The organism is Oleiphilus sp. HI0061, from assembly GCF_001635675.1.
On the sequence record NZ_LWFE01000278.1, the window covers coordinates 1 to 553 of the forward strand.

1 protein-coding gene is annotated in these 553 nt (G+C 50.3%); it reads left to right on the top strand.

All coding sequences use genetic code 11. The features are described 5' to 3' along the window. Positions 1-553: exodeoxyribonuclease V subunit gamma (locus tag A3735_RS03590; protein ID WP_197485637.1), on the top strand; the 553-nt coding region annotated here is incomplete at both ends.

Consider the following 553-nt stretch of genomic DNA (forward strand, 5'->3'; position numbering starts at 1 on the left):
TTTGAACAATTGCCGAGTAAGCTTGCCCAGCCCGAATATCAGCGCTTACGGCGTTATGCCAAGAGCTTATCACCAAACACTGATGAGGGGAGTGCTGAGCCTGCGCTGGGTAACGCTGGCGATGAAGCGCTATCCCAGTCTTTAGTGTTTGATATGGCGAGTGTCATAGCCGACGTTTTTGATGGCTATCAAAACTACCGCCCAGAATGGTTGCAAGCATGGGAGCAAGGCAAGCCGATAAAGAGCCTTGCTAGCGGCCTGGATTCCAAAGACTACAGTAGTCCTCAATTTACCGAATTGGAAGCTTGGCAGGCTGACTTGTGGTGTAGCGTTTATCCTGACTTGCCCTTGGCGCAACGACAGCATCGTTCCAGTCTGCTGACCAGGCTGGAGTCCTGTATTAGAGCGCTACCTAAAGGGGCGGAACTTCAGTTACCCGAACGAATCTTCGTATTTGGCCTGTCAGCCTTGCCTCCTAGAATGCTGGCTGTTATCAAAGCTTTAGCTGAACACATTGATATACACGTTGTGGTGAATAACCCTTGTCGCTACT